Annotated in this window: 14 protein-coding genes; 11 read left to right on the forward strand and 3 right to left on the reverse strand. The window is 68.0% G+C overall.

Annotated elements, in window-relative coordinates:
• Positions 1-4: 4 nt before the first annotated feature.
• Positions 5-1,822, reverse strand: coding sequence for a diguanylate cyclase (locus tag LK533_RS08805; protein WP_229362416.1), 1,818 nt, complete (start codon positions 1,820-1,822; stop codon positions 5-7).
• 26 nt (positions 1,823-1,848) lie between these two features.
• Entirely contained in the window at positions 1,849-4,038 is a 2,190-nt protein-coding gene (locus LK533_RS08810) for a putative bifunctional diguanylate cyclase/phosphodiesterase (protein WP_229362417.1), read from the reverse strand.
• Between the two features lie 219 nt (positions 4,039-4,257).
• Here LK533_RS08810 and LK533_RS08815 point away from each other — a divergent pair, with 219 nt between their 5' ends.
• Genes LK533_RS08815 through LK533_RS08840 form a run of 6 tightly spaced genes read left to right on the forward strand, consistent with a single transcriptional unit; the run spans position 4,258 to position 14,646 of the window.
• Complete coding sequence (locus LK533_RS08815; RefSeq protein WP_229362418.1) at positions 4,258-4,656, forward strand: hypothetical protein; 399 nt, start codon at positions 4,258-4,260, stop codon at positions 4,654-4,656.
• A complete protein-coding gene (locus LK533_RS08820) occupies positions 4,653-5,363 on the forward strand; it encodes a cellulose synthase operon protein YhjQ/BcsQ (RefSeq protein ID WP_229362419.1) in 711 nt (236 codons plus the stop codon). Before LK533_RS08815 ends, LK533_RS08820 begins: the two co-directional genes overlap by 4 nt.
• 14 nt (positions 5,364-5,377) lie before the next feature.
• The gene (gene bcsA / locus LK533_RS08825; protein ID WP_229362420.1) at positions 5,378-9,724 is read left to right on the forward strand and encodes a UDP-forming cellulose synthase catalytic subunit; all 4,347 of its coding nucleotides are present in this window, start codon (positions 5,378-5,380) and stop codon (positions 9,722-9,724) included.
• Positions 9,724-13,134, forward strand: a complete 3,411-nt coding sequence (locus LK533_RS08830; RefSeq protein ID WP_229362421.1) for a cellulose biosynthesis protein BcsC — start codon at positions 9,724-9,726, stop codon at positions 13,132-13,134. The genes bcsA and LK533_RS08830 overlap by 1 nt, the downstream gene beginning before the upstream one ends.
• Positions 13,131-13,595, forward strand: a complete 465-nt coding sequence (gene bcsD / locus LK533_RS08835; RefSeq protein ID WP_229362422.1) for a cellulose biosynthesis protein BcsD — start codon at positions 13,131-13,133, stop codon at positions 13,593-13,595. Before LK533_RS08830 ends, bcsD begins: the two co-directional genes overlap by 4 nt.
• Positions 13,585-14,646, forward strand: a complete 1,062-nt coding sequence (locus LK533_RS08840; protein ID WP_229362423.1) for a glycosyl hydrolase family 8 — start codon at positions 13,585-13,587, stop codon at positions 14,644-14,646. Before bcsD ends, LK533_RS08840 begins: the two co-directional genes overlap by 11 nt.
• A gap of 135 nt (positions 14,647-14,781) precedes the next feature.
• Here LK533_RS08840 and LK533_RS08845 read toward each other — a convergent pair whose 3' ends face one another.
• Positions 14,782-17,181 (reverse strand): GH92 family glycosyl hydrolase, encoded by a 2,400-nt coding sequence (locus tag LK533_RS08845; protein ID WP_229362424.1) that lies wholly within the window; start codon positions 17,179-17,181, stop codon positions 14,782-14,784.
• 198 nt (positions 17,182-17,379) lie between these two features.
• Here LK533_RS08845 and LK533_RS08850 point away from each other — a divergent pair, with 198 nt between their 5' ends.
• From LK533_RS08850 to LK533_RS08870, 5 genes are all read left to right on the forward strand, one after another.
• The gene (locus tag LK533_RS08850) at positions 17,380-18,720 is read left to right on the forward strand and encodes a dicarboxylate/amino acid:cation symporter (protein WP_229362425.1); all 1,341 of its coding nucleotides are present in this window, start codon (positions 17,380-17,382) and stop codon (positions 18,718-18,720) included.
• Positions 18,721-18,852: 132 nt separating this feature from the next.
• On the forward strand, positions 18,853-19,533 hold the full coding sequence (locus LK533_RS08855; RefSeq protein WP_229362426.1) for an RBBP9/YdeN family alpha/beta hydrolase: 681 nt from the start codon (positions 18,853-18,855) through the stop codon (positions 19,531-19,533).
• A 75-nt stretch (positions 19,534-19,608) separates the two neighbouring features.
• On the forward strand, positions 19,609-20,196 hold the full coding sequence (locus tag LK533_RS08860) for an alpha/beta hydrolase (RefSeq protein ID WP_229362427.1): 588 nt from the start codon (positions 19,609-19,611) through the stop codon (positions 20,194-20,196).
• 99 nt (positions 20,197-20,295) lie between these two features.
• Positions 20,296-20,943 carry an aldehyde dehydrogenase iron-sulfur subunit PaoA gene (gene paoA, locus LK533_RS08865; protein ID WP_229362428.1) on the forward strand — a complete coding sequence of 216 codons (648 nt, stop codon included), beginning with the start codon at positions 20,296-20,298 and terminating at the stop codon, positions 20,941-20,943.
• Complete coding sequence (locus LK533_RS08870; protein ID WP_229362429.1) at positions 20,940-21,890, forward strand: FAD binding domain-containing protein; 951 nt, start codon at positions 20,940-20,942, stop codon at positions 21,888-21,890. The genes paoA and LK533_RS08870 overlap by 4 nt, the downstream gene beginning before the upstream one ends.
• The last annotated feature ends 3 nt before the right edge of the window (positions 21,891-21,893 follow it).

Here is a 21,893-nt window from a genome sequence, read left to right on the forward strand (position 1 = left end):
CCGCCTATTCGGCGGCTGCTGCCACCCGCTGCGGAACAGTCTCGATCCGATCCCGGCCGAGCCGCTTTGCCCGGAACAGTGCGCGATCGGCCTCCCCGATCAGCGCGTCGATGGAGCGGCCTCCTGCGGCCGTCCACACGTCGATCCCGAACGACATGGTGACAGGGCCAAGCCGCTGCCCGCGGAAGTCGATCGTCATTTCGCGCACCATGCGGCGCAGTTCGTCCACCCGCTGGCAGATCAAGGCGAGCGACGCGCCGGGAGCGATGACGGTGAACTCCTCACCGCCATAGCGGCAGACGATGTCGCCATGACGGAAGTGAGTCTGGATCTGTCCTGCCACGGCGCGCAACAGGGCATCGCCGGCTTCATGTCCATGCGTGTCGTTGAAGCGCTTGAAATGATCGACGTCGGCCATGACCACGGCAAGCGGCGTGCCGCTGCGCTGTGCCCGCGCCGCTTCGATCTGCAACGCTTCTTCCAGGTACCGGCGGTTGAACAAGCGCGTGAGGGGGTCGCGGATCGACTGCTCCCGCAAGCGCGAGCGCAGGTTCTCGTTGACCAGGGCGAGGGCGACATTCTCCATCAGCAGGGTCAGGCGGAAGCGGTCCTCCGCGTCGGACAGGCCCTCGACATAGATCAGGCCAAGGACCTCGCCGCCGGCGATGACCGGTTCGCAGAGCCGTTCGACCGGCACGTTGCCGCGCGCATGGCCGCAGACGATGTCGGCGCCGGTGCGCTCGACGGCATGAGACTGGCCGCGGCGCAGTCCCCAGCACTGGTCCGGGGCAAAAGTCTCCGGGTTCGCATAGGGCTCCCCCCAGGTCGACAGCCGGGTGAGCAGGTTGTGCGAGTGGTTGAGGACGTAGAGCGATCCCGCCAGGTCGGGCAGCACCTGGGGGAGGAAGCAGTCGAGCACGGTCGTCAGCTCGCCTTCGTCGCGGATCGCCTGCAGCCGGCGTGCGAGGTCGCTCAGCAACTCGATCGAATGCTGTCGGGCTTCCAGCGTCCGGCTCCGCTCCAACAGCTCGTTGTTGGCGCGGGCCAGCATCGCCTCGGTGCGATTGGACTGCTCGATGGCTGTTCCCAGCTGCTCGGCCATGATGTTGTGGGTGAGGGCCAGTTCGCGGAACTCCACGCTCCCCCCCACCTTTGCGCGTGCGGTGCGATCACCCGCGCCGAAGCGCTTCACTGCGTCGAGCAGGTCTTCGAGCGGGCGCGTCATTCCTGAGCGGATCTGCCATCCGAGCAACACGATCAACAGCGTGAGCAGAGAGCACCCCACGACCACGGCTGCGCGTACGAAAAGATACCCCTGCCGCGCATCGACGGTGCGCTGCAGAAGGAGCCGGCGCTCGTCGTCTCGCATCGCGTTCGTCAGGATACTGATGTCCTGCATCAAGGACCGTCCACGGTCGCGCGCAAGCGGATCGACTGCCCGGCTCGCGCCGACGCGGCGGCCTCGCTTCACCGCATCGGCCATGATCCGGGCTTTGTCATTCGCGAGAAGGTTCAGCGTCTTGGCACGTTTCCACTGTGTCGGATTGTCTTGAACCAGGTCCAGGATCCGCTCACGCAGCTGATGGGCCTGACCCAGATTGCCTTCGAAACGGGCAAGGTACGCGGGATCGTCCGTCAGCAGATATCCGCGCAGCCCCGACTCGGCTTCTCCCAGACTTGCCTGGAGCGAATTGAGACTGATGATCACTCGCTGCGAGTGGCTCACCCAATCAAATGCCTCCCGCGACTGGTAGCTGCTCTGGAGAAGGAAAGCCCCCAAAGACAGGACCGCGAGCGCCGACAGCGCCATCACCGCGTACATGCGCGCGCTCAGCGAGGCGAGGAGCTTCATGTCCGCACTCCCGCGGTCCGCCCGACTGCCCGGTCGTGCATCCAAGCGTCGAAATCGGCGGCCCGCATCGGGTGGCCGATCCAATAGCCCTGGCCGGTCCGGCAGCCGCTGGCCCGTAGCAGCGTCCACTGCGCCTCGTCCTCGATACCTTCCGCAAGCACATCCAGCCCGAGACCCGTGCCGAGCGTCGCGACCGCCGCGACGATCATGGCATCTGGTCCGCCTTCGGCAATATCCTTCACGAAACTGCGGTCGACCTTCAGGCGGGTGAGCGGCGTGTCCTTGAGCATGCACAGCGACGCATAGCCGGTTCCGAAATCGTCGAAAGCGATGCCCACGCCCTGGGCGTGAAGCGCAGAGAGTGCGCCAAGCTCTTCGGTGCTGCGATCGAGCATGACCTTCTCTGTGATCTCCAGCTCCAGGCCTGAGGCGGGAAGCCCGGTGCGGTCGAGGATGGCCAGAACCTCTTCTGCGAAGCCGCGGCTGTGCAACTGCGCGCCGAACAGATTTACGCCCATGCGAAAGGTGGAATGGCGCTGACGCCAGACCACCGCCTGCGAGCAGGCAGCCTCCAGCACCCAGGTGCCGACCGGAACCGCGAGCGGGCTGTTGTCGATCGTACCCAGGAAGTCGGCAGGGGTGAGCAGCCCGCGTTGCGGGTGGTTCCACCGGATCAGCGCTTCGGCCCCGACCAGGTCGCCCGTGCCGAGGTCGACCTGCGGCTGGTAGAACAGCTCGAACTCACCTCGCGCGAGCGCCTGGACCAGCGGCTCGTGAAGTCCGTCGTTCTCCGCCGGATCGCGGCGCATCGCCTCCCCATGGACCCGCCGCGTGCGGCGCCCTTCGCGGCGCGCCTGTTGCAGCGCGCCGGCGGCCGCTTCCATCAGCGCGTCGGGCGTGTCCGCATGTTTGGGAAAGCAGGCGATACCGATGTGCGCCCCGAGGCGGACCGGCTGCTCCCCGGCTTCGGCCGGCGCAATGAGTGAGCCCAGGATGCGGTCGGCGACGATCAAGGCAGCGGATTGCGGTTCACCGGGCGTGGCAACGCGCAGCACGACGAACTCGGTGCCGAGCCGAGTGACCGTGTCGCCATGCCGGACGCTGTCCACCACACGTCCGGCAACTTCCTTCAAGACGAGATCGCGGACATGGCCGGGGTCGGCGGCATTGGGCTCCGGAAGGTCGGTCAGCCCGAGACGAAGCAGATGAACTTCGTCGCCACGCGCGGTATGCCCCTCCAGCCGGTCGATCAGCACCGCCAGGCTTGGCAGACCCGTGAGCGCGTCCTGGCTCGCTGCCCGGTAGGCGAGATCGTCGGCACGATGGCGCGCCGCCCCGTCCCGCAGGACGACGTCATACCCTGCTCCGGCATCTCGCCCGGTGCTGAGGAGGGACAAAGAGACGGGCAGCAACGCTCCGTCCTTCCGCCGGGCGTCGCTATCGAAGGGTTCGCCCACCGGCACATGGCGGCCAGGGTGGAAGGGCTTGTCCCGCGAGGCAGCCGGACCCTCGATCGCCGGCAGGAAGTCGGCGAGCGCGCGACCAAGCGCCTGCGAAGCGTCCATGCCTAGGAGGCGTTCGGCGGCGTCGTTCCAGAAGGTGATCCGGCCTTGGGCATCGGTGGAGACAATCGCATCGGAGGACTGAACCGCCAGCTGGCGGAAGCGGTGGGGGCCCTCCGCGTGCGCCCGTTCCAGCCTCAGGGCTTCCAGCTGTCCGAGCGCCTGCGCGCCTAGTGCGCGGAGTGCCTGGCGATCTCGTGCCGACAGGCCGTTGCGTGGCTGCGGGTCCACGACGCACAGCGTGCCGAGAACATGGCCCGAGGGTACGCGCAACGGCACGCCCGCATAGAAGCGGACATACGGCGGGCCCACGACCAGCGGATTGCCTGCAAAACGAGGATCCAGCGTCGCATCCGGCACTACGAGCAGGTCGTCGCTTCCCAGCGCGTGCGAGCAGAAGGAGATGTCGCGATCGGTCCCGGATCGATCGATCCCGGTTCGCGCCAGGAAGATCTGCTCGCTTTCCCGCACCAGCGTGATCAGAGCGATCGGCGCATCGAAGCGCCGCGCGGCAATCGTTGCAATCTCCTGCAAGGCAGGGTCGGCAGCGAGGTCGCCCGGATCATAGTCCCGAACCGCACCCAGCCGGGCACCCTCGTCTGCACCAATTTTCGCTCGTCTCACGCGCTCACCCCAACAAGGGCTGCCGGGGGTAAAGCAAATTGGTTAAAATCTTGGTACGGCGCACCAGGATCCGACCTTTCGGGATCGCGTGGCAGACAAGCCGTTCTCGCCAAAGCAGAAACTTTTGCTATGGGCCTGATCCCGCAAACCGCGACCGAGTGGAAAATCGTTCTTTAACGAAGTCAACGCTACGGCGATTCCGAACGAAGGGGACAGCCGATGCGGCAGGACGCGAAAACATTGCTCGATCGCCTGGATCGGCAGCATCTCGATTACCAGGATTTCACCGCGGCAGCCGAAGAGATCGAGCTGTGGCCGCTGTTCCAGGCGCTGCTGCGCGACCCACGCATTGTCGGCAATCGCGAGCAGCCGGCGTCTGCCGCGGCCGTGTCTGCGGGGCCAAATATTCTGCGGCCCGAAGCTGCGCCTGCGCATTCGGAGGTCACCGCGCCACCGGCTCCGCAGTCTGCTCCGCAGCCGGCGCCGCCGCCGCAGCATCCCGCCGCCGCTCTGTTCGGCCGCTACGGGCGGGAAACCGCTCCCGAGCCGGCATCCCAGCCGCCGCGTGAGCCGGACCTTCGCAACTTCCTGCATCAGCTCGGAAAGGGCCGCGCATGACCTTGATCCTGTTGCGGTCGCCCAAGGGTGGCGTCGGCACCACTTTCCTGACGGCGCGGCTGGCGATGTCGCTTGCCGATCGCGGGCACCAGGTCTCGGCCGTCGACTGCACCGCCCAGGAGTCGCTCAAGCTGTTCTTCGGCCTGTCGCCCTCGCAGACGCTGGAGATGCTGGACGGGGAGGCGACACCGGACGCTGTTGCCGGGGTCGAGCTGTTCCAGGCCTATCCCGATCAGGATGCAGCGGGCATCGCCGAGCAACTGCTGGCGCGGGCGAGCGATGATCGCATCTGTCTGGTGGATCTCGGCACGGCGGGGCCAAAGCTTCGCGACCAGCTGCTGCCGCACGCCACGCTCGAGATCTGTCCGCTGGCGCCGTCGCCGGTATCGCTCGCCGCGCTGACCAAGGTCGACACCTCGGCTTCGGTCCTGTCGCTCACCCGCACCGCCTTTGTGCTCAACATGATGGATGATCGTCGCCGCCTGTCGAACGACATCCACAATCTCGTGCGGACGCTGTTGGGTGAGCAACTGCTTGGAACGGTGCGCCGGGACGAGGCAGTGATGGAGGCATTGGCCGCAATGAAGCCGTTGGCGACCGTCGCGCCGGCGAGCGCCGCGCTCGCCGACGTCGCCAAGCTCACCGATGCGGTGATCGCACGGTGCGACCTGAGTCCGACTGGGGTCTTGCGGGACGCCGCTGCATGAGCCAAGGGGCGATGATGTCCGAGCCCGCGTCGCGGTTTTCGCGCGTGGCGCGCGTGCTGATTGCCGTGCCGGCATTGCTGGCGGTGATCGGCGTCCTGCTGATTCCGCTCGACTTCCGCACGCAGTGGATCTTTGCGGGCACGACCATCATCGGGGCGTTGCTGATCGGCCGCAACAAGTCGCGCCGCGGCACGCTTGCCATCGCCGTCCTCTCGCTGCTGATGTCGACCCGCTACATGATCTGGCGGACCACGACGACGCTCGAATTCGGCTCGGTGTACGAGATGGCGCTCGGCCTCGGCCTGTATCTGGCGGAGGTCTATGCCTGGGTGATCCTGGTGCTGGGCTTCCTTCAGACCAGCTGGCCGCTCGACCGTCCGGTGATCGAGATCGAGGGCGAGCCGGACAGCTGGCCGATGGTCGACCTCTACATCCCGACCTATAATGAAAGCCTCGAGATCGTCCGCAACACCGCCTATGCGGCGATGGACATGGACTATCCACGCGACCGGTTCCGGGTGTTCATCCTGGACGATGGTCGCAGGCCCGAGTTTCGCGCCATGGCGCGCCAGGTAGGCTGCGGATACCTGACCCGCACGGACAATCTGCACGCCAAGGCCGGCAACATGAACGCCGCGCTGCGCAAGACCGATGGCGAGCTGATCGCGATCTTTGACTGTGACCACGTGCCCACCCGCGCTTTCCTGCAGCTCACCGTCGGGTGGTTCCAGAAGGACGCGAAGCTCGCGCTGCTGCAGACGCCGCACCATTTCTATTCCCCCGATCCGGTGCAGCGCAACCTCGCCGGCGCCGCCGACATGCCGGGGGAGGGCGACCTCTTCTACGGCGCGGTGCAGCGCGGCAACGACCTGTGGAACGCGACCTTCTTCTGCGGCTCGTGCGCGATCATCCGCCGCGAGGCCTTGATGCAGACCAATGGTTTCGCCGGTGAGACGGTGACCGAGGACGCGCACACCGCCCTCAAGCTGCAGCGCATGGGCTGGAACACCGCCTATATCGGCGCGCGGCTGTCCGCGGGCCTCGCGACCGAGCGGCTGGTGCTGCACATCGGGCAGCGCATCCGCTGGGCGCGCGGCATGACCCAGATCATGCGCATCGACAATCCGCTGTTCGGGCCTGGCCTGAAGTGGCAGCAGCGGCTTTGCTACATCAACGCGATGCTGCACTTCCAGTTTCCGCTACCGCGCATCGTGTTCCTGACCTCGCCGCTCGCCTATCTGATCGCGGGCGCGAACATCATCCACGCCTCGGCCGGGCTGATCTTCGCTTATGCGGCGCCGCACCTGTTCCTGGCCATGCAGTCGAGCGAACGCATCCAGGGCGGCGAGCGCCGTCCGTTCTGGGGCGAGATCTATGAGACGCTGCTGGCGTTCCACCTGGTCAAGCCGACCGTCTACACGCTGTTCCGCCCGCACGAGGGCAAGTTCAACGTGACCGACAAGGGCAGCTTGCTCGACCGTACCTATTTCGATCTGGCGACGGTCAAGCCGCACCTGATCACGATCGGCCTGCTGCTGTTCGGCATCGCGTTCGGCTTCGTCCGCCACTTCATTCCCGGCGAATTCCATGTGCAGATGGACACGCTGCTGCTGAACACCGCCTGGGCGCTGTTCAGTGTCGTGATCCTGCTGGCAGCGGTGTCCGTCGCGCGCGAACGGCGGCAGACGCGAACGCATATCCGGCTTCCGGTGAAGCTGCCGGTCACGGTGTATCTGGACGATGGCTATGTGCTCGATGGCACGACCAACGACGTGTCGCTGGGGGGACTGTCGCTGAGCCTTCCGGAGGGCGTGTCGCTGGCGGGGCGCACGGTCACCGACGTGGCACTGCCGATGGGAGACGACATGCTGACGTTGCCGGTGGAAACGATGCGTACACGGGGGTCTGATGCCTTTCTCCGCTTTCCTGAACTGCCGCCCGATCGTATCCGCCTGCTGGTGCGCGCGGTGATGGGGCGCGCCGATGCGTGGCAGCCATCGGGTCCGCACCCGACGATTTCCGGCTTCCGTTCGCTCGCGCACATCACTGCGATTGACCTGGGAACGCTGCGCAACATCTTCCGCCGCGAGCCAAAGGTGAAGGCCGGAGAGGCCGCGCCGCTCAAGGCTGCTGCCGCGATCGCGCTTGCGCTTCTGGGCGCGGGCATGTTCACGCCTGATGTCGCCCGCGCGCAGGTGGCGCCCGAGACGGTCGAGCCTGCTGTCGCGCCCGCCGCTAACGGATCCACCCGCCAGGTGCGCCTGACGCTGCGCGATCTTCAGCAGCGCCAGCCGATCCGGCTTGGCAGCACCCATGGCGAGATTGGTATCCCGTTCGGCGTGCGCTCGGACGCGGTCGTGACCGCAGCGACGATGACGCTGACCTTCGCCTATTCGCCCGCGCTGCTCGGCGACCTCAGCCAGATGGTCGTGCTGGTGAATGGCGAAACCGTACGCACCATCCCGCTGGTGCGGGAGACCGCGGGCGGGACGCAGGTGACCTTTGCGGTCGACCCTGCGCTGTTCCTGCCTGGCGACAATCGCCTGAACCTGCGCTTCCTGGGCCATTATGCCCGGGACTGCGAGGATCCGTTCCACAGCTCTTTGTGGGCGAACATCAGCAACACGCGCACCTATCTGGACCTGAGCGTGCAGCCGCTGCCGCTCGACCCCAATCTGTCGCGCTGGCCGGCGCCGTTCGTCGACCGTGCCGATCCGCGCGCGCTGAACCTGCCGTTCGTGTTCCTGAGCACGCCGACCGCCGGCGAGCTGGAGGCGGCCTCCACGCTGGCTTCCTGGTTCGGCAGCCTGGCGAGCTATCGCGGCTTCTCCTTCCAGCCCCGCTACAACCAGCTGCCGCGCGGCAATGCCGTGCTGTTCCTGACCAACAACCGCCGGATGGGCGACTTCGGCGGCAACATCCAGGGGCCCTCCGCGTCGGTGGTGCGCAACCCTGCCGATCCGTCGGGCACGCTGCTGCTGGTCATGGGCCGCGACGACCGCGAGCTGAAGCAGGCTGCGGCGGCCCTGGCGCTCAGCCGCGGCCTGGTGGGTGGGGCGAACGCCTCCTTCGCCGGCGTCCGCATCCCGTCCATGCCGCGCTACAGTGCGCCGCGCTGGCTGCGGACCGACCGCCCGGTGAAGCTGGGCGAGTTCACCCAGGCCTATGCGCTCCAGGGGCAGGGGCTTCCCCCGGGGCCGCTCACCACGTCGTTCCGCGTTGCGCCGGACCTGTTCTTCTGGCCGCGCCAGGGGGGCGACCTGCGCCTGCACTATCGTTACCCGGGCGCGCCCTGGCTGGATCGTGCCGCCTCGCGGCTCGATGTCTCGATCAACAACCAGTATCTGGGTACCCAGGCGCTGCGCGGCTCTCCGTGGTGGCGGCGACTGATCGGGGACGAAGCGGCAGAGTCCTATACCTCGACCGCCGATATCGTGCTGCCGGACTATAACCTGTTTGGGCAGAACCAGCTGATCCTCGACTACAACCTGATCGTTGCCGACAAGAAGCGGTGCGAGGGGACGCTGCCGGACAATGTGCGGGTCAGCATCCTGCCGGACAGCACGATCGACCTCGGCCACGCCTATCATGCGATCCGCATGCCGGACCTCGCGACCTTTGCCGGTGCGGGCTATCCCTTCACCATCCGCCCGGACCTTGGTGAGACGGTGGTGATGGTCGGCCCCAACCCGGCACCGGCAACGGTTGAGGCGTTGCTCGCGGTCATGGGCCGTCTGGGTGACTCGACCGGAGCCGCCGCCACGCAGGTGACGGTGCTCACCGGGGGTACGTCCGATCGTGCGACCGGCAAGAACATCCTGATGGTCGGGGACCTGAGCCTCGCCAGCGGCTCGCTGTTTGCGGACGCGCCGGTGCGATACGAGAACGGCCGGCTGCAGGTGCACAAGCGCGGGCCGATCATGCAGGCGATCCAGCTGGTGTCGCCCGACGATCGCGATCCCGAGGAGCAGGTAGACGAGGCGCTCTACAGCACGGACAACTTCACCGGCATCGTGAGCTTCCAGTCGCCCTATGACGACGATCGCACGGTGGTGGCCCTGCTCGCCAACGATCCCGTCAACCTGCCCCAGATGGTGGCGGGCCTTGCGGACGTGAAGATCAACGCAGCGGTGCAGGGCGACGTGTCGATCTTCACGGGCGACGGCATGAGCAGCTTTGCCGTCGGCGGCCGCTACTGGGTGGGCTCGCTGCCGATCTGGATGAAGGCGGCCTACTGGTTCAGCCAGCGGCCGTGGCTGCTGGCACTTGCGGGTATCCTGACGGCGATCCTGCTGTCCTGGCCGGCCTATTTCTTGCTCAAGCGACAGGAGCGCAAGCGGCTCCAGGCGGTGGAAAAGTGATGCGATCGCGGGTTTTGCACGGTCTTCTGGCGGGTGCCGTCCTTGTGTCGGTGGCGCCGGTCGAGGCGTGGGCGCAGACCAATGCCGTGCCCGCGCTGCTGCGCCAGGCGAAATATTGGGAGGGCCGCGGTCGCCGCGACCTCGCGGTCCAGGCCTATCGCCGCGTGCTGGCGATCGACCCGAGCAATGCCACGGCAAGGCGCGGTGTGGCCGGGCCGGCGGCGACGCCTGCGCCCGCTCCAGCCAAGCCGGCGCCACAGCCCAAGCCGCAAGCCGCACCGCGCCCGGCCGCAAGGCCCGCGGCAGCGCCTACCCCGACGCCAGCACCTGCACGGGCCGCGCCGCGCCGCGCGACCCCTGCACCGTCACGCGATCCCGGCGGCGATGCGCGCGCCGCGGGCTTCACCGCCCTGGACAACGGCGATCTGGAACGCGCCGAGACGCTGTTCCGCAGCGCGCTGAGGCGGTCGAACAACGACGCCGATGCGTTGGGCGGCCTCGGCCTCGTCGAACTGCGCCGCGAACGCTTTGCGGAAGCACGCGACCTGTTGCAGCGCGCCTCGCGCGGCGGCCGGGCGAGCCGTTGGGCCGAGGCGCTCCAGTCGGCCAGCTTCTTTGCCGACTTGCGCACCGCCCAGGCAGATTTCGATGCCGGCCGCGTCGCAGAAGCCCAGGCAACCGCCGAGCGCCTGTCGCGCAGCGGTGCGCCATCGGCGCAGACGGCAACCGAACTGCTCGCGCGCATCTATCAGCAGCAGGGCCGATATGCGGACGCGGCCAATCTCTACACCCAGGCTGCCCGCGCGAGCGGTGGCGCCGAGGTGGGCACCCTGCGCGTGAGCGCGATCCGCGCCCAGGCACAGGCAGAGGTCGCCGCCGGCCGTGCGGGCCAGGCGCAGCAGCTGTACGACCGCGCGATTTCGCTGGACCCCAACGACCCGTGGCTGCGCTACGACTATGCGCGGTTCCTGCGCGATCAGCGCCGGCCGATGGACGCCACCACCGTGATCGGTCCGCTGGCACAGTCGGCCGCGCCGGAGTCGCTCTATGCGGCGGCGCTCTTCGCGCAGCAGTCCGGCCAGCTGGGTGCGGCCGAGACGCTGATGGCGCGCGTGCCCGAAGGCTCGCGCACCGAAGAGATGAACGGCTTCATGCTCGGCCTGCGCGCAGAGGCGGCGGTGACTCGCGCCCGCGCACTGGGGGCGCAGGGGCAGCAACAGGCGGCGCTTCAGTCGCTGCGCCAGATCGCCGACACCCCGGGATTGCCGGCGGCGCAAACCGGGACGATCGCAACGGCGCTGTTGGAGCTGGGCGACACGCAAGGCGCCTCCATGCTCGCGCAGCGTGCCGCCGCGATGCCGATTGCGACGGCCGAGGCCTATGATCCGATCGTTCGCGTGCTGGCCGCGACCGGGCAGGACATGGCGGCCGAAGAGGCGATCTCCCGCGCGACCCAGCTGGCCGGCGGTACGGCACAGGGCATGCAGACCGTCGCGACGCTTCGATCGGCAATGGCAGTGGCGCGTGCGGACCGACTGCGACTTGCCGGACAATATGCGCCTGCGTTCGATGTCCTGCAGCAGGCCTGGGCCGCGACGCCCGGCGACGCCGACGTGCTCGCCTCGCTTGGCCGGCTCTACCAGACCGGGGGCCTCAACGCGCAGGCCGCGCAAACCTATCGCATGATCCTGGCCAAGGACCCGAACAACCGGGACGCGCTGATCGGCTTTGCCGAGACTGCGTCCTCGGCCGGCGAGCATGGCGCCGCGCGCGAGGCTGCGCGCCAGGCGATCCGGGTCGCACCCAGCGACTATCGCAGCTATCTGGCCGCCGCGCGGATCGAGCAGGCCCGCGGCGACGACGGCGCCGCACGCAAATACCTGAGCCAGGCCCGCAGCCTCTATGTCGGGCAGGCGGGCGCAGGTGGCGGCAACCCGTTCGGCGGCAATCCCTTCGCGCAGATGGCGCAGCCGGCCGTGGCCGCGAACCCGTTCGCGCCGGTCACCTCGGGCAGCAACCCCTTCGCCTTCGGCAGCGGCAACGCCGGAGCGCAGACCGCGTCGGTGAGCCCGACGGGATTCGCTCCGGTAGGTATCCCGACCGGATCGCCCCTTACGCCGTCCCCTCGAGCCGATGGCTATGCCGCACCCTATCCGGTCGGGGGGGCTGCTGCCTCCCCGCAGAACTGGATGCCGGGCACTCCTGGCGCGCCTGGGCCTGCACCGCAGATGGTCGCGCAGGCCGGCGATCCGGTCCTGCAGGGCATCGAGGCCGACATGCGTCGACTTGCCGCCAGCAGCGCGCCGCGGGCCGACATCACCACCGGCTATCGCGATCGTTCGGGCGAGACGGGCCTGAGCACGCTCAAGGAACTGAGCGGCACGGCCAAGATCTCCACCGGCATGGCCGGCGGGCGCGTCGGCGTTCAAGCGCAGGCGGTGGTGCTCGACTCCGGCCGACCGACCGGCTCGGGCCTCGCCCGCTTCGGCCGCAACGGCACAGCGGAGGCGCAGGCCATCGTGGCGCAGCAGCCGTCGACCCTCACCCAGGCAGCGACGCAGCACGACGCGGGCGTCGCGATCGCCGCCACCTATGAAGGCGATCTGGTTCAGGCGGACTTCGGCACGACGCCCTTGGGCTTTGCCAAGCGGAATGCGGCCGGCGGCATCGCGGTCACGCCGCGCTTTTCACCGGAAGCAAGCGCGCGCATCTTTGGCGAACGCCGACCGGTGACGGACAGTGTCCTGTCCTATGCCGGAACCATCGACCCGGTAACGGGGCAGTTCTGGGGCGCAGTGATGCGGAGCGGCGGCGGCGCCTCGCTCTCCTGGGATCGCGACGGCACCGGCGGCTACATCGACGGCGCCTGGCACCATTATGATGGCGTGGGCGTCCGCGACAACAGCTCTGTCCAGTTCAACGCGGGCGGCTACACGCGTGCCTATCGCGATTCGCGGTCGACCCTGACGCTTGGCATCAACGCCAATTATCAGACCTACGGCAACAACCAGAACTACTTCACCTATGGTCACGGCGGCTATTTCAGCCCGCAGAGCTTCTTCAGCGTGAGCTTCCCGGTGCGGTTCGCCATGAACACCGACCGGTTCGAGGTCGCGGCGAACGTGGCCCCGGGCTATCAAAGCTACGAACAGGATGAGGCGTTGCTGTATCCGACGGATCCTGCAGCGCAGACGGCGCTTGATGCGCTCAAGGCGCAGAACAGCGATGTGCGTGCCCGCTACGACAGCCTTAGCGAGACCGGGTTCGGCCTCGCAGCGGGGGCTTCGCTCTACTACGGGCTGGCCGGCAGCACCCGCGTGGGTGGTGACATTAATGTTAACACTTTTGGCCAATATAACGACGTCCGTACCTCTGTGGGTATCAAGCAGACGTTGGGAGGCGAGAAGTGAGCAAGCCGATGCTGGTGCCGTGGCGGCTCGACGTACCCGAGTCCGAGCTGCAGCCGCCGGTCATGCTCGCCTGCCACATGGTGGACGAGGCGTGGGAGATGGCTGGGCCGGAGCAGGCACAGGCTTTCTTTCGCGCAATCGGTAACCGCATCGCGCGCGCCTATCCCCTGGGAGAGCTGCGTTCCAACGACGAGATCTTCGCGGCGATGAACGCCTTTTGGGCGGAAAGCGGTTGGGGGCGCGCAGTGCTGCGTTTCACCGAGGACGGCCTGCGGATCGTCCACGCCGCGTTGCCGTTGACGCCGCCCGAGGTGGAGCGCGGCCGGTGGCGTGACACGGTTGTGGCGGTGGTCGCAGGCATCTACGACTATTGGCTCGGCCAGCTGGGCGGCAGCGATGCGATCAAGACGCGGGTTGTGGCCACGAGTGAACGGAGCGTGGAATTCGTCTATGGGGCTTGATCGAAGGGCGTTGCTGCTGGGCGTCGCCGGCAGCTTCGTCGCTGCATGTTCGGGCCGCGCGGCCGATAACGGCCATGACACGGCGGGCAATAGCACAACATCCCGCAGAACGCCCAAGGTGACGGGCGGCAATCCCGCGGTGATCCCGGGCGTCTGGACCAGCTTCAAGGGCAGCTTTGTTCAGCCGGACGGCCGCGTGGTCGACACTGGCAACAACGGCATCAGCCATACCGAAGGGCAGGGCTATGGCCTGATCCTGGCCGCGACCGCGGGCGACCGCGATGCGTTCGACCGAATCCTCGCCTGGACCGAAAAGACACTCGCGCGCAGCAACGATCCGTTGTTCTCCTGGCGCTACGATCCGAACGCGGCGCAGCCCGTCGCCGACCCCAACAACGCCACCGACGGCGACATGCTGATCGCCTGGGGGCTGATGCTCGGCGCCGATCGCTGGCACGAGCGCTTCTTCTCCGAGCGCGCGGCCGCGATCCGCAATGCGCTGCATGACACCATGCTGAGGCAGGTCGGCGGCGACCTGTTCCTCCTGCCCGGCGGCACTGGCTTTGAGCAGCAGGGGCGGCTGACGCTGAACCCGTCCTATTATGTGTGGCCCGCTCTGGAGCGCTTCCGCGCCGCGGACGGCGACAAGCAGTGGGGCGCAATGATCCAGGGCGGCGATGCGCTGCTGGCGCGTGCGCGCTTCGGCCAGCACCAGCTTCCCACGGACTGGGTTGACGTGGCAGCCGATGGCAGCATGACGCCCGCCGCCGGACGCGATCCGCGGTTCGGCTTCGATGCCGTCCGCGTGCCGCTGTACCTCGCCATGGCGGGGCGGGGCGGCAAGGCGGACGCGATCGCGCGCTTCTGGCGCAGCTATGGTGCGGGGCCGATCCCGGCGTGGATCGACGTGCGCACCGGCCAGACCGCACCCTATGCGCTGTCGAGCGGTGCCATGGTCGGCGTGCGCCGCCTGCTTGGCCAGCCGTTGCCGGCGCCTACGGCGCAGGCGGATTATTACGCCACCGTGCTGCAGGGGCTCGCTTACCTGTAAGCGGGGCTGACGGCCCAGCCCCTCGTTTACCTCGAGCAGCCGTCGAGCTTGTCGAGAGGCGGTCGCGGCTCTCTCGACACGGGCTCTCGACAAGCTCGATCCCTGCTCAAGACAAACGGGGTGGCAGGGTTTGTTTCAGCGCTTTGGTCCGAACGAGGGCGGCACGCTGCGCGTCGCCCAGCTGCGGTTGGGTTCCGTGGCCAGCGTGAACTCCAGCGACCCGCCCTTCGCCACGAAGTCCGCCGGCAGCCAGCTGCGGTCGCTCGCCTGGCCGTTTACGCGGAGCGCCTGGACATAGGGCGCATTCGCCGCAGCACCTTGCCCGCGGATCGTGATGCGGGTGCCGTCCGGCCGCTCCACCACTGCCTGCGGGAACAAGGGGCTGCCGAGCACCAGCTCCGCCCGGCCGGGGTAGACCGGATAGAGCCCCAGCGCCGACCACACATACCAGGACGACATCTGACCCAGGTCGTCGTTGCCGGAGATCCCCCCGGGCTTGTTGGTCCAGATCTGGCGCATGGCGGCGCGAACGGTCGCCTGGGTCTTCCACGGCTGGCCTACGAAATTGTAGAGCCACGGCGCGGCGATCGAGGGTTCATTGTCGAGCTCGGCATGAAGCGGTCCCGACTTGGTCACCGCCCAGCTGCCGTCCGGCTTCTGGAAGAAGGCGTCGAGCCGCCGTGCCGCCGTCGCGCGTCCGCCCAGCGCCTGGATCAGCCCGGCAGGGTCGAAGGGCACCATCCACAAATATTGCGCGCCGCTGCCTTCCACGAACTCGTCGAACGAGGCGGGGTCGAACTTGGGCCAGCTGCCGTCTGCGTTGCGCGGCTGGATATAGCCGCCTTCGGCCGTCGCATTGGGATTGAACAGGTTGCGCCACCAGCCTGAACGCCTGCGGAACTGAGCCGCACCGGCGCGGTCGCCGGCGGCCTGCGCCAGTTCGGACAGGCCGAAGTCGGCGGCCACCATCTCCAACGTGTCGGACGCCATGCCCCATCCGGGCGCGCCGACCGGCATGTAGTGATGCTTCATCCAGGCAGCGAGGCCCGGGCGCTGGCCGACGCACAGCACCGGGCAGCCGGTGCGGCTGAGGTCCCTGGTCGTGGGCACGGTCGCCGCCTTCTTGAGCGAGGCATAGGCGCCCTGCAGGTCGAACGCCCGCCCGCCGAACGCATGGATGGCGGCAAGCGAGGGCGGCGAGGGATCGCCGTTCATCACGCCGGTCGCTCCCGTCAGGTGCGTCCAGCGGTCCCATACGCCGCCATTCTGGTTTGCCTGGTTGAGCAGAGACTGGGCGATATCGGATCCGCGCTGCGGGTCGAGCAGCGTCACCAGCTGAAGCTGCGAGCGGTAGACGTCCCAGCCGGAATAGTTGGCATATTGCGCCTGCTGACCCTGTGCCAGCTGGTGCACCGCACCATCGAAGCCGCGGTAGCGACCGTCTGCGTCGCTATAGAGGTTGGGCTCCATCAGCGAATGGTAGAGCGCGGTATAGAAGACGGTGCGATCGTCCGCCGCACCGCCCGTGATCCGAACCTGCCCCAGCGCCCGGTTCCACGCCGCGCTAGTCGCGGCTTGGGTGGTCTCCAGCGTGGCGGTCGCCGGGCTCTCGCGCTCCAGATTCGCACGGGCACCGGCGTCATCGACATAGGAGATGCCGATGCGGACGTTGACGACGGGCGTGCGCTTTGCATCGAAGTGGATCCAGCCACCGGCACCCTTGCCGGCCTCCGGGTGGCCGCGGGTGCCATAGCCGGTACCACCGGAGCCGCTGGTGGCGCCGGCCTGCACCATGTCGTCGCGCCAAGTGCCGCCCGTTTCGAACGGCTGGTCGAACACCGCCACGAAGTGCAGCGTGTAATAGCTCTCCCGCCGATCCTCGGCGAGGTAGCCGCAGAAGTTGCCGCTGGTCACCGATCCGCTGACGGTGCGGGTCGTGGGGTCGATGCGGATGGTCGACGCGGTGCTGCCGACCTCGCTGTCGGAGGTGCGGAACAGCAGGTTGGCGTCCTTGTCCGCCGGAAAGGTGAAGCGGCCAGCCGCCGTCCGGTCCGTCGCGCCCAGGTCGACGGCAACCCCGTTGTCGAGCGTCACGGAATAGGCGCCAGGGCTCGCGCGCTCCCGATCGTGGGTGAGGATGCTCGAATAGAGCATGCCCGCGGCGACGGAGGACGGGGAAGTCTCGACCGGCACGGTGACCGGCATGATCGGAATGTCGCCGCTCGCTCCGGTGCAGCCGGTGCCGGAGATATGCGTCAGGCTGAACCCGCGCACACCGTTGGAGCGCCATTCGTAGCCGCCAGGTGCCGAGATCGCGAAGCGCTTGCCCGGAAGCGCGGTCTGCTCCGGGCTGAAGGCCACCATTCCGAACGGCATCGTCGCGCCGGGATACACGTTGCCGCCGTTGGTGGTGCCGATGAACGGGTTCACTTCAGCCGCGGGATCTGCCGGTGCGGGCGCCTCCGGTGCCGGAGCAGGCGAGGTCTGGCCCATGAGCATCAGGGCGGAGGCGGCAAGAAGCAGGGACCGACGCACAATCGTCTCCAGTAGCCAAGGGTCCGGCCGCAACGGCCGCGCTGAAGTTAGGCGCATTGGAACGGCTGCGAAAGCAATTGTCACGAAGAAAGCGTCCCCCAGGCAGGACCGCAAATCCGGCCTAGTCCTGCCGCGAGCTTTTACGGGGCAGAGAAAAGCTATGTTGGGTGGCATGGGGGCGACGCCCAGATTGAGGGCATGACCCAAACATCGACAGGCGGCACGACCCGCCGCTGGCCTTCTTTCGGCGTCCAGGTGCTGGTCGGCATGCTTGCGGGTGTGCTGCTGGGCCTTGTTGCGCGATCGCTGCCGGGTGGCGAGGCGAACTGGCTTACGCAGATGCTTCACACTATCGGCCAGAGCTTCGTGCAGCTGCTGAAGGCGCTGGTGCCCCCGTTGGTGTTCACCGCCATCGTCGGGTCGATCGCGGCGCTGCGGGAACTGCGCAACGCCGCCCGACTGGTGGCGCAGACGCTGCTGTGGTTCGCGATCACCGCGGGGATCGCCGTCACGATCGGGATCGTGCTCGGCCTGGTGATCCAGCCGGGCCTGCATGCCGGCATCGACCAGACGACTGCGGCGCTCCCGGCGACCACCGGCAGCTGGGTCGATTTCCTGAAAGGGCTGATCCCGGCCAACTTCCTCGGCATCACCGCAAGCACCACTCAGGCGGATGCGCAGTTGTCGACGACCCTGTCGTTCAACGTGCTGCAGATCATCGTCGCCGCCATCGCGATCGGTGCGGCCGCGGTGCGGATCGGCGAGGCGGGCGCGCCGTTCCTGGCGTTCAACGCCTCGGCGCTTCAGATCTTCCGCCGCCTGCTGCGCTGGGTGATCGCGCTGACGCCGATCGGCACCGCCGCGCTCATCGGCGACGCCGCCGTCCGCTATGGCTGGAGCACGCTGTCGAGCCTTGGCGCCTTTGCAGGCGCGATCTACCTGGGCCTCGCGCTGGTGCTGTTCGTCGTCTACCCGCTGCTGCTGGCGGCGCATGGCCTGAGCCCCTTGCGCTTCTTCGCCTTGGCATGGCCCGCGATCCAGCTCGGTTTCGTGTCGCGCTCCTCGGTCGGGACGCTGCCCCTGACTGAAGAGGTGACCGAGCGCGCGCTGGGCGTGCCGCGTGCCTATACCTCCTTCGCCGTGCCGCTCGCTGCTACGACCAAGATGGACGGCTGCGCCGCCATCTACCCGGCGATCTCGGCCATCTTCGTGGCCCAGTTCTTCGGCGTGCCGCTGCACTTTGGCGACTATCTGCTGATCGTGTTCGTCTCCGTACTGGGGTCGGCGGCGACTGCCGGCATGACGGGGGCAACGGTGATGCTGACGCTGACCCTGTCCACTCTGGGGCTGCCGCTCGACGGCGTGGGCTTGCTGCTGGCGATCGATCCGATTCTGGACATGGGCCGCACCGCGGTGAATGTCGCGGGCCAGGCGCTGGTGCCCACGATCGTCGCCAAGCGGGCCGGTATCCTCGACCTCGCCCGGTTCCGCGCCGGCGGCGCGGAGGCGGTGGCAAACGGCGTTGCGCTTCCCGCGTGACGGCAGAGGGACCGGCCGCATTCCAGCCTCGACCGGGCGCAGCTTAATTGCACAGCAGGATAGTAGGATTATCTTCGAAGCCGCTGGGAGGCGTGGTAGTCAGGGGTTCTTCTCGGGAGCAGGAGAAGCGATATGGCAAGTTCCTCTTCGAACGATGCGCGGTATCCGACGATCTTGACGGTTCCGGGCCTGAATGGGTCGGGTCCTTCGCACTGGCAGACGCTGTGGGAGCAGGGCCGGCCCGATACCGTCCGGGTAGACCTGGGCATGTGGCACACCCCCCACCGCAATAGCTGGGTGACCAAGCTCGACCAGGCGATTCGCCAGGCGGACGGGCCGGTCGTGCTGGCGGCTCACAGCCTGGGGTGCATCGCGGTAGCCTGGTGGGTGGCGCTGTCGCCGCAGCTGTCGGACGGCCCCGTGGTGGGTGCGCTGCTGGTGGCGCCTGCGGATGTCGACGACCCGGACGCACCCGCCGAGGTGAAGGGGTTTGCACATATCCCGCGGCTGCGGCTGCCGTTTCCTTCGATCGTCGTCGCGTCGCAGGATGATCCCTGGGTTTCGCTGGAGCGCGCGCGTGGCTTTGCGGCGGATTGGGGCAGCGAGTTCATCGATGCGGGTGCGCGCGGGCACCTCAACGCCGACAGCGGCCTGGGCGCATGGTCGCACGGGCAGGAGCTGCTCGACGAGGTGCTGCTCGAGAGCTTCGAAGCTGGCGGGCACGGCGCGGCACCGTTGGAGGCCTGCAACCTGGTGACACGCGAGGTTCGCCGGCGCGCCGACGATGGGCGCCTGGAAGGGCATGTTTCGTGATTCACGCATGAACCGGCGGGCGGCGTGCGCGTGGGGACGCGCCGACGTCTGCCAAACCGAACGGGAGGAGAGGCGATGACCAGCCTGGCATCATGGCGCGAAGATCTGTCCGTCATCACACTGTCGGATCCGCAGGACAACCGCGCGGCCTGGCGCACGCTCGGCTGGCCGGCCGAGGGCAGCCGGCATCTGACCGGCGCCTTTACGACGCGTTCCGACCGGGCGCGCTGGGCCGCAAAGCTCGACCGGGCGGTGACCGACTCCGATCGTTCCGTGCTGCTGATCGCGAGCGGCCTCAGCTGCTTTGCGGTCGGCTGGTGGGCCAAGCTGTCGCCCGCCAACTATGCCGCACGCGTTGCCGGCGCACTGCTCTTCGCGCCGGGCGACGCGCGGGAGGATCTGCGCGCCCGCTTTGCCGCGCCGCGGATCGCCATGCCCTTTTCGTCGCTGGTGATCGATCAGGCGCTGACCGAGAAGGATGCCGAGCTTCAGCGGATCGCTGCCGACTGGGGCAGCGGTCTTGTCCGCACGCGCGAGCGTCCGGAGCAGGAAGGTGGATCCTGGCAGCAGGCGCAGCGGCTGTTCCGGCGCTTCACCAACGCGGTGGTCGAGAACGACGTCCGGCGGGTAAGCGCATTGCAGGGGCTTCGATCAACGGGCTGACGGTTCGCGCATTGTAAAGAAAGGGGCTGAACCTTCGGGACGCTCTCGCGTAGAAGGGGGCGAACGCGCGACCTGCGCGCAAAAAGGGTTCCCCCCAAGATGCAGAAATCATCCGCTTTCCAGCTTTCGCGTCGTGGCGTGCTGGCCGGCAGCGCGGCGACCGTTGCCGCCGCCAGCGTCACGCCAGAGGCGGGCGCCCAGCCGCTGCCCGCGGCTGCTCCGCCACCCCGAGCCAATGTCTCGCTGAAGGTGAACGGCCGCACCGCCAGGCTGCAGCTCGACACCCGTACGACGCTGCTCGATGCGCTGCGCGACCATCTGAAGCTCACCGGCACCAAGAAGGGCTGCGACCACGGCCAGTGCGGCGCCTGCACGGTGCTGGTGAACGGCACCCGCATCAACAGCTGCCTGAGCCTGGCGGTGATGCATGACGGCGACGCCGTCACCACCATCGAGGGGCTCGGCACGCCTGACGACCTGCACCCGATGCAGGCGGCGTTCGTCAAGCACGACGGCTATCAGTGCGGCTATTGCACGCCGGGCCAGATCTGCTCGGCAGTGGCGGTGCTGGACGAGATCAAGGCGGGCATCCCCAGCCATGTGACAGACGACTTGACGGCTGCGCCCGCCGCCTCCAACATGGAGCTGCGCGAGCGGATGAGCGGCAACATCTGCCGCTGTGGCGCCTATTCCAACATTGCCGAGGCGATGGCAGAAGTTGCCGGCGGCAAGGGGGCACGCGCATGAAGCCCTTCACCTATGAGCGGGCGACTTCGCCCGCAGCCGCCGCGGCGGCCGTCGCGCAGAAGCCCGGCGCCAAGTTCATCGCGGGCGGCACCAATCTGCTCGACCTGATGAAGCTGGAGATCGAGGCGCCCAGCCATCTGGTCGACGTGCAGGACCTGAAGCTCGACCGCATCGAGGAAACCGGGGACGGCGGTCTGCGCATCGGCGCGCTGGTCAGCAATACGACGCTGTCGGCGCACCCGCGCGTGCGGCGCGACTATGCCGTGCTCAGCCGTGCCATCGCGGCAGGTGCCTCGGGCCAGTTGCGCAACAAGGCGACCACCGCCGGCAACCTGCTTCAGCGGACGCGCTGCCCGTATTTCTACGACCCCAACCAACCGTGCAACAAGCGCAAGCCCGGGTCGGGTTGTGCCGCGATCGGTGGCTATTCGCGCCAGCTGGGGGTGATCGGCACGTCGAACGCCTGCATCGCCACCCATCCCGGCGACATGGCGGTCGCGATGCGCGTGCTCGATGCGCAGGTCGAGACGGTAAATGCCACCGGCGCCACGCGCAGCATCCCCATCGCCGACTTCCACCGGCTGTGGGGCGACACGCCGCATATCGAGACCAACCTTGCCAAGGGCGAGCTCATCACCGGCGTGACGCTGCCGGCGCCGGTCGGCGGGCAGCATTTCTACCACAAGGTGCGGGACCGGGCGTCCTACGCCTTTGCGCTGGTCTCCGTCGCGGCGGTGATCCAGCCAGACGGCACCGGCCGCGTGGCACTGGGCGGCGTTGCCCCCAAGCCGTGGCGCCTCGAAGCGGCCGAGGCGGCAATGCCGCAGGGGGCAAAGGCGGTGACCGCCCGGCTGCTTGCCGGCGCCCGCCCGACCCAGGACAATGCGTTCAAGATCCCCCTTGCCGAGCGGACCCTCGCTTCGGTGATGGCGCAAGCGAAGGCCTGATTG

It is taken from the genome of Sphingomonas sp. PL-96 (assembly GCF_020707215.1).
In the GTDB taxonomy this organism is placed as follows: domain Bacteria; phylum Pseudomonadota; class Alphaproteobacteria; order Sphingomonadales; family Sphingomonadaceae; genus Sphingomonas.

Coding starts and splice junctions, on each gene's coding strand:
- LK533_RS08860 (WP_229362427.1), top strand. CDS start 19,609: ATGACCAGCCTGGCATCATGGCGCGAAGATCTGTCCGTCATCACACTG.
- LK533_RS08815 (WP_229362418.1), top strand. CDS start 4,258: ATGCGGCAGGACGCGAAAACATTGCTCGATCGCCTGGATCGGCAGCAT.
- LK533_RS08830 (WP_229362421.1), top strand. CDS start 9,724: ATGCGATCGCGGGTTTTGCACGGTCTTCTGGCGGGTGCCGTCCTTGTG.
- LK533_RS08820 (WP_229362419.1), top strand. CDS start 4,653: ATGACCTTGATCCTGTTGCGGTCGCCCAAGGGTGGCGTCGGCACCACT.
- paoA (WP_229362428.1), top strand. CDS start 20,296: ATGCAGAAATCATCCGCTTTCCAGCTTTCGCGTCGTGGCGTGCTGGCC.
- LK533_RS08805 (WP_229362416.1), bottom strand. CDS start 1,822: ATGTACGCGGTGATGGCGCTGTCGGCGCTCGCGGTCCTGTCTTTGGGG.
- LK533_RS08840 (WP_229362423.1), top strand. CDS start 13,585: ATGGGGCTTGATCGAAGGGCGTTGCTGCTGGGCGTCGCCGGCAGCTTC.
- bcsA (WP_229362420.1), top strand. CDS start 5,378: ATGTCCGAGCCCGCGTCGCGGTTTTCGCGCGTGGCGCGCGTGCTGATT.
- LK533_RS08870 (WP_229362429.1), top strand. CDS start 20,940: ATGAAGCCCTTCACCTATGAGCGGGCGACTTCGCCCGCAGCCGCCGCG.
- LK533_RS08855 (WP_229362426.1), top strand. CDS start 18,853: ATGGCAAGTTCCTCTTCGAACGATGCGCGGTATCCGACGATCTTGACG.
- LK533_RS08850 (WP_229362425.1), top strand. CDS start 17,380: ATGACCCAAACATCGACAGGCGGCACGACCCGCCGCTGGCCTTCTTTC.